This is a genomic window from Enterococcus sp. MSG3290, from assembly GCF_050555565.1.
Taxonomy (GTDB): domain Bacteria; phylum Bacillota; class Bacilli; order Lactobacillales; family Enterococcaceae; genus Enterococcus_B; species Enterococcus_B faecium.
Window position 1 is genome coordinate 83,969 of sequence record NZ_CP187863.1, and the last position, 7,727, is coordinate 91,695.

The window sequence follows — 7,727 nt, forward strand, 5'->3', positions numbered from 1 at the left end:
TTTCTATGTTCCATGTACCCCATATTCTCTATGAAGGAGTTTCAATGTCATATTCTTTTTCATTAGTTCTTTATGAACATATTCCCAGTCTACAGGAAGGTAACCTCGTGCTGTTGTTTGTTTTTCCGGAAAAAGATATTCCTGCAGCCAAGTATCGCTCATATCAGCGGTTAGTTCAGTCACCCCCTTCCTGTCTGCTCGAGAAGTAACTTCTCGAATCGTATGTCTGGAACTTCCCACAGTTAAACTAATCGTTCGTTGAGAAATACCGGAAAAATAAAGCTCCAAAATTTTTCGATAGTGAACCAATAAAATAACATTCTGTATAAGTTGTCATACCGAAAGGTATGCCTTTCTATTATACAGAAGGTTATTCATCTATTAAATATGAAAGTGGAGCAGTTTGTTGCCCTGGATGGAGCTATCTATTGCCTTGAGTGGAGCAGTTATTCACCTCACTGGAGCTATTTATCTGCAATACTCAACTTGTTTAAATTTTTTTTCAGTAACTAATAGGAGTCAATGGCAATACGTACATCCATGTATTCTAAAGTGGTACAAACAAGGGGATTATCCATCGGTTTTCTTTCAAACGAGCTTAGAGTTGCCCTGAGCCAACTAATAAATAGCAAAACAAGCGAACCGAGAGAAGGCTTCGCTTGTTTCTGATCAATTCTGTTTAATTTTATCTAGGATCACTTCAAATGTTTCAAAGGTATCTATATCTAACTGGCACAGCCAAAGTAAGTATTTCTTTTCCTTATATGTCTAGTCAACAGTGGGGTAGGAGGTGATCAAATTATTGTATCTTGCTCTTTGTTCACTTGATGCTAGCTGCCAGCGTTTCTCAAATATTTTTTCTTCTTCCATTATCGATCCCCCAAAAAGAGCGCTGCCTGAAACTTCAATAACGGGCAGCGCAAGTCTAATTATGCAGATCTATGTATAGCATAACAAACAAATATGAAAAAACTTAGAAGGTAGTAGAAGTTCTGGCGTCTTTTGCTTTGCTTTCGTTCTTAATGTGTTTCATTCTAGAATATCTCAAAATAAAAACTATGCGTGGTGTTCTCATATTAATTACTTGTTTTTTTCTCTTTTAAGTACATTAATACTTCATATTCCTCAACATGCTTACTTACAAAAGCATTATAAAATGAAGTACCTAAAACCATAGCAATCAATGTTAATATAGAATAGCTGACAATACCCCAGTCTCCAGAAAACATTTCAGGAAACACTGCTTGTGGAAGACCTAGTATTAGAAATGAAATATAACAGATCATAACTACATTTAATAAGTTTTTATTCCTATCTGTCACTTTTCTTTTTAAATGTCTTAATTGTCAAATTAAGTTAGACAGATCATCAATACTTACGTAACTCAAAAATACTTCCAAAGGTGTTCGATAATCCAGTGATTTTCTAGGAATATTATTTCGTTTAGATGCGACAGATTGAATAAAAAATTCATCTACTGAATTGAAATCCATAGATTTCAATAAACCATCTCTACGTAACAATCCGTTAGAATTCTCGTTTAGGCCTCTTTGAGACGGCGTTCCTGGATCAGCGAAATAAATGGCAATATCATTGGCATTACTGATCTGTTTCCAATTTGAAAATTCCTTTCCACAATCAAAAGTGATGGATTTGAATAGATTTTTCGGTACAGATTCAAACCAATGATTTAATTTGTTTTCAATATCAATCGCTTGTCTACCACACGGTTTCAATGTGATGATAACTTTTGATAATCGCTCAACTAAGGTAATTACAGCACTTTTATGTTTCAAACCTACGATAGTGTCACCTTCAAGGTGACCAAACTCATTTGAGAATTGGCTATAATCTTTTTCACGTTCATGAATAGAGCGACGGAAAGCTTGTTTTCCACGTCTTTCTTGATGTCCATTTGGTTTACGCTTGCCTTTCATCGGTAAGTCAGAAGGATTAAATAGCCCCTTTTTGAACATACGATAAATGGTACGAGCAGAACAACGAATAGGAAACGCTGCACGACCAACAATCACATCGGGTGTCCATCCTTGAACAACCTTTCTTTGAATATATTCTGATTGTTCCTCAGGTAAAACAAGCGGGCGTCCACCACAGTTTGATTTGTTTTTCTTATACTGTTGATAGTACTCTAAGGCTGATTTTCCTTGCTTGAAGAACAGGTATACTTTATGGATCGTTTGTCTTGAACGATTCAAGCAATGCGCAGTTTTCGCAACAGATTGATTTATTTTGAAATAAGACTCTATCATTACAAGTTCATCCGTTGTAAGATGGGTATAGGTCATTTGTACTCACTCCTTATAATTCTTTGGACGGAACTATTTTGAGTGTAGCACAAATGACTTTTTTAGTTGTCTAGCTTAATTTTACAATCGGCGCTATATAATTTCTACATAGAAGACGTTTTCTAATTTTTATTTTCGAGGTGAATATTAATGAAAAAGAAATTAGTTAAAGGCTCAGTTATTTGTAGCATGATTGGGATTGGTTTTATAGTAATAGGAACAAATGTAGAAGCTGCCACGTATTACGGAAATGGTGTGTATTGTAATAAGCAAAAATGTTGGGTAAATTGGGGACAAGCTTGGTCAAAAGGGGTTAAACGTTGGGGAGATAATTTGTTTGGTAGTTTTAGTGGAGGAAGGATTTAAATGATTGATATTAGGGAAACAAAAAAAATAATTCATGAATTGTATAATAGTTTAATGAAGCGTGATAAGACCAAAGCTATATTAGATATTACAGATGTTTTGTTGCAAGTCTATAAAAAAATAGATAGCGAAAAATATCCAGAAATATTAATAAACAAATTGGTGAATTATATCTATATTGTTGGATTTGACAATAAAATTCATTTTTTAGGAAATGATGAAAAGTTATTAATAGAATTGGGAGATATATCTAAAAAGGCTGGAATTAACAGTAAATATAAAGCTAATTTTACAGATAAATCTCAATTCTATAGTTATTCTGAAAAAGTACCTATTAGATAATTATATTTCCCTATTTGGAATGGCAACAGTTTTTTTGACAAATTTTATAAGGTGCAGAACTTCTTTCCGTATGCTATTCCGATTGTCCTTGACAATGAGCCTCCTCGGATGTGACGATCTTCGGCAGGAGCTAACAGTTAAAGTTAGACTGCCTCGCTAGCGTTAGCACATCCGAGCTCATTATCAAGGATTCGCTGCGCCAATCTCTGGTTACGGTAACCAACCGGTGTCTCGTAGCCAAGTGTACCGTGCAACCGAAGGTGGTTCCACCAATTGACATAGTCAAATAACTCCAAATCCAATTGTTGTAAGGTTTCAAATGTGTATTGATAGACAAATTCTACTTTCAACGACTTATAAGTTGATTCAGCTACGGCATTATCAAAAGGACAGCCTTTATGACTCAATGATCGATTGATGTCAAAAGTTGTTAATAATTCATCAATAGCTTGGTTATCAAACTCTTTTCCACGATCAGTATGAAAAATCTCAACCTCTGTCAGAGGTTGTTTGATACGGCTAAATGCTTTTTTTACTAGAACGGCATCTTTATGTTCTCCACAAGAATAGCCGAGAATTTCTCGATTGAACAGATCCAAAATGAAACAGACATAATTCCATTTTTTCCCGACTCGTACATAAGTCAAGTCTGTTACGATCGCTTCTAATGGGTTGTCTCTTAAGAATTTACGATTCAATACGTTTGTCGTTTTGGCTTCATTGCAAGTAGAATGATGTACTTTAAAATAAGCAACAGTATAGCTCGATTTTAATCCTCTATTTTTCATGATTCTACTAATTTTTCGTCGGCTGATCTGAATGCCTCGTTTTGATAAGGCTTTTTTTATTTTTCTTGAGCCGTAGGCCTTTCGGCTGCGGATAAATTCTTCAGCGACTACTTCTTCAAGTTCTGATTCGTCTTTCTTTGGTTTTGATTGATAATAATAGGACTGACGTGATAGACCTAATATTCTGCACATCGCTGATATAGGGTAAAGATGCTTATTCGCATCGATTACTTGTCTCTTCGTCCGAATATCAGCGCTGCTTGCTTTAAAATATCATTTTCCATTTCTAATTGCTGGTTTCTTTTACGTAGTTCTAACAATTCTTTTTGTTCAGGCGTAAGATTATCTTTTTCTTTGAATGAACTACTCGTTTTAGATTGCTTTACCCATTTGTCAAATGCTGAAGCCGTTAGTTCATATTCTCGAATGATTTCTACACGTGGCTTTCCAGCTAAGTAAAGATTGACGATTTGTTGCTTGAATTCTTGTGAAAAAGTTCTTCGTGTTCTCTTAGACATAAAAATTCCTCCTGGTATGTTTTCTTCTAGTCTACACACCTTAATTTTTCTGTCTAGTTAATTGTAGCCTATCCAGATAGTAGATTTAAAACTTTGCAACAGAACCTATATTTTCATGTACCAACATAATATTTAAGAAGTTTACCATAGATATATTGGACTTCCTCTTTTAAAACACAAAAATAAATACTACCTTATTTAGGTAGTATTTATTAAAAGTTACGTCAATTTTGATTAAAAATATACTACTTGAACCTCTCATGAGTAAAGTCACGAAATTTTTGGGAATAGAGCGTACTTGATATCTTATTTTTTCACTAATAGCAGTGTCTCTTATTCACCAAGCGATCCCCGTAGTTCCTACGGTTCTTAATTTTTCTCTAGACTAATGATTGTATCTTTAGACCTTCGGCCATAACATGGAGCAAAATAAAAAGGTACTAAGTCTTATATATCAATCTTCGAGTAACCGACGGTTAACAACCATATCGAGCGGCATTAATCACCCACCTGTAGAGGATGAGCGACTTTTGCCTAATTATTGTTAAAAGCCTAGTTTCATTTGTTTAGATTGGAAAATACGTCCTACAAGTATCTCTTTTTTTTCATGGTCGATCCGATAAAATAAGGCATAGCTTTTGCCGATCACGATCCGATATGTTGGGATATCCATTCCATAGATTTCGGAAACTTCCTCATGCATAGTTGGAAAATTTTTGGTTAGTTCTAAAGCCTTCTGGATCGCACCTACAAATCTTTTTATGCTGGCTGGAGACAGAGCAAGCTCATTTTCCCATTCTTCTATTATCGTTTCAAGGCTGGTCTGGAAACTTTTAGAATAAACTAGCGTGTACTCTTTCATCTATTCACTCCAGCCGTATTTTCCGAAAGCTTTTACCATTTCAATTTCTGAAACTGTTAAACCTTTCTCAAAGTCTTGGAAACTTTCTTCAATCAATTTGCGATCGTGTTCTTTTGCTATTTGAGTAGTATCTAATATGAATAAGTTGCCTTCTTGTTTGGCTTGGATAGTGTCTCCGCTTTTTAATCCAAGAGAGCTTGGAAGGATCACTCCCACGCTATTGCCGATCTTTCTAACCTTTAGTTCTTTTCCCATGTTATCACACTCCTTTTAGTTTTTGATAAATAAATTATAACATGTTATAACAACAATTACCAACGGTGTTTCTTAAGGGATTCCACTCCATATTATTATTGGACAAAATAAGCCACTTAGAACGCTGAAAACATATACAAACGATATCAAAATACGAGTGAACTACTCACCATACACTTCCGTTAACATCCATTTAAGTAGGTATTTTTATTATATATAGATTTAACATATGTCGGTCGGTTGATTGATATAGCTAAAGTTATAACTCAACCGAAGCCGATTTATCTACACGAATAAAGTTGCGAGTGTTCTCGGCTAATTCATAAAAATTGTTATGTGTTCCATATAGCAATACTGGAATAACTTTATTTTCTTGAATCTCAGAAGCAACTCTATACACGGTGACCGCATACTTAAATCCATTAGACCAATTACCTGATAAACCTCCAGTTTTTTGCTCTTACTTAAATGGATCAATAGAAATTTCATCACAAACCTATAGAGGATGAGTGACTTCTGCCTAATTACGTTAAAAAATATTGAAAGTAACTCTATGTAGCAAAAAATATCTAGAATTTCATTTCCTCAAAACTGATCGATATTGTATCCAAAAATATATACTACCTAAAATAGGTAGTATATATTAAAATATGTGCTTTTGTTAGAAAAATCAATACATAAATTATCATATCTGTATATGTCATTTAGGTATTTTAGTTATGTTATAATAGTTTTGCTGTCTGCTACCCCGGCCTAATCTGGCAAGGGGAGGAGGAGATATAATGAAATACCTTTTTGATTTTGTTTTTGCAATCAAGCCATTTGCAGAGGTAACTGCACACTACATCTGCAAGTGGCTTGATTGCAAAATTGCCAAAAAAGACAGTAAGCCTACCCGTTAATTCTATAATATAGAAACGTAAAAAAAAACCCCATCAGCCTGCACGCTGATGGGGTTTGGTGATATAATGAAATACCTCTTTGTTACTCATAATTATACCATAATTAGTCACGAATGCAACCAATAGAAAAAACTACTTAGAACGGTAGATCATCGCTAATAACAATGCATTGTCCACCAAATGGATTTTGTGAAGCATTAAATACATTGTTATTAATTGTCGCTGCTTTTAACTAGGCCTCTCCCCTTCTATTATAAAAGAAGATATATATCATTTCTTAATTACCTACTACCTTAAACCAAAATTTAAGTACTACCTAATTTAAGTAGTACTTAAATAATCTAAAAAATAGTTATCCCAATTGTTATGATTTTATAATACGATTATTTGTAACAAAATGAATATTATATAATTAAACACTACCATATTTAGGTAGTGTTTAATTATTAGCAAAACAAAAAATATTTATTCTATTCTCTTAACTTCAACTAAGTTATGCTGCACATCTTTATATAAATCATATGCAACTCATTAGCTAGACAAACTACAAGCATGTAGTTTTATCTGTTAATTATGTACTACCTAAATAAAGTAGTTTATAATTAACAAGTATATATATTTAAAAATTTAAAATTAATTTTTTTATGACTTGTACAAATTTATCTGATATTCTCTTATTAAGAACTACCTAATTTGGGTAGTTCTTATTTTTTACATTTTAAGTAGTATTTAATTGCAATTTGGTAGTATTTTTTTATTATCTTATTCCTAGAACGGTAGTACTTAATATAAATATAGGTAGTATCTAATTTAAGTATTAATGGTAGTATCTAATTTAACAGGTAGTATGTAACTACTTTAAAGTAATTTTTTTCAGATTAACACAGTAGTATCTTATTAAATAAGTTAATTCTAAAGGTAGTACATAATTATTATATATATCTAACATTGGTAGTACTTATTGTATTTTTTAGTAGTATATAATCTATTGTTTTCTAGCCTAAAGCCTTGTCTTATAAGAATAATATAATATATACTACTGAAATAAGGTAGTATATATTACTAGTAGTGGTAGTATGTTTTATATGCATAAGGTAGTTCTTAATTTATTTTTTGTTTTGATACTGGTAGTACTTAATTATCCTTAATTTTAAAACCAAATTTTATTCATACGTTCTTCTGGTAGTATTTAATTATAAATAATATTTATTTAAAGTAGTTCTTAATGACTTTAAAGGTAGTACATAATTCATTTTATTTCTTATTTTAGGTAGTATTTAATTAAAAAACAGTTTTAATGCGTTTGCATTTTTTATTTATCTTTGCTATTTTCGAAAAGAGTAGGTAATTTTACATAAATAAAACAACGTGAAAGTAGAGGATCTACA

The 7,727-nt window shown here is 32.6% G+C and carries 7 protein-coding genes and 3 pseudogenes; 2 read left to right on the forward strand and 8 right to left on the reverse strand.

The annotated features are described in order from the left end of the window. Positions 1-3 precede the first annotated feature (3 nt). The 3 genes and pseudogenes from IGL31_RS13635 to IGL31_RS13645 all read right to left on the reverse strand — a co-directional run bounded on the left by IGL31_RS13635 (position 4) and on the right by IGL31_RS13645 (position 2,306). Positions 4-309: a hypothetical protein gene (locus tag IGL31_RS13635; RefSeq protein WP_002313085.1), complete on the reverse strand. Its 306-nt coding sequence runs from the start codon at positions 307-309 to the stop codon at positions 4-6. Between the two features lie 360 nt (positions 310-669). Next, positions 670-870, reverse strand: a pseudogene (locus IGL31_RS13640) (hypothetical protein). A 476-nt stretch (positions 871-1,346) separates the two neighbouring features. Continuing rightward, a complete protein-coding gene (locus tag IGL31_RS13645; RefSeq protein WP_002340500.1) occupies positions 1,347-2,306 on the reverse strand; it encodes an IS30 family transposase in 960 nt (319 codons plus the stop codon). A 150-nt stretch (positions 2,307-2,456) separates the two neighbouring features. Here IGL31_RS13645 and IGL31_RS13650 point away from each other — a divergent pair, with 150 nt between their 5' ends. Further along, entirely contained in the window at positions 2,457-2,672 is a 216-nt protein-coding gene (locus IGL31_RS13650) for a leucocin A/sakacin P family class II bacteriocin (protein ID WP_002313088.1), read from the forward strand. Next, on the forward strand, positions 2,673-3,014 hold the full coding sequence (locus IGL31_RS13655) for a bacteriocin immunity protein (protein WP_002313090.1): 342 nt from the start codon (positions 2,673-2,675) through the stop codon (positions 3,012-3,014). A 143-nt stretch (positions 3,015-3,157) separates the two neighbouring features. Here the strand turns inward: IGL31_RS13655 and IGL31_RS13660 are convergent. From IGL31_RS13660 to IGL31_RS13680, 5 genes and pseudogenes are all read right to left on the reverse strand, one after another. Continuing rightward, positions 3,158-4,320 (reverse strand): IS3 family transposase gene (locus IGL31_RS13660; RefSeq protein ID WP_108676098.1). Its coding sequence is split into 2 segments (ribosomal slippage): positions 3,158-4,044 and positions 4,044-4,320, totalling 1,164 coding nucleotides; the frame shifts between segments, so codons are not numbered across the junction. A gap of 544 nt (positions 4,321-4,864) precedes the next feature. Continuing rightward, complete coding sequence (locus IGL31_RS13665; protein ID WP_002290394.1) at positions 4,865-5,182, reverse strand: type II toxin-antitoxin system RelE/ParE family toxin; 318 nt, start codon at positions 5,180-5,182, stop codon at positions 4,865-4,867. After that, entirely contained in the window at positions 5,183-5,437 is a 255-nt protein-coding gene (locus tag IGL31_RS13670; protein WP_002290397.1) for an AbrB/MazE/SpoVT family DNA-binding domain-containing protein, read from the reverse strand. 259 nt (positions 5,438-5,696) lie between these two features. Continuing rightward, positions 5,697-5,921 (reverse strand): annotated as a pseudogene (locus tag IGL31_RS13675) (type II toxin-antitoxin system RelE/ParE family toxin). 554 nt (positions 5,922-6,475) lie between these two features. Beyond that, positions 6,476-6,562: pseudogene (locus IGL31_RS13680) on the reverse strand (single-stranded DNA-binding protein); the annotation flags it as partial. Positions 6,563-7,727: the final 1,165 nt, after the last annotated feature.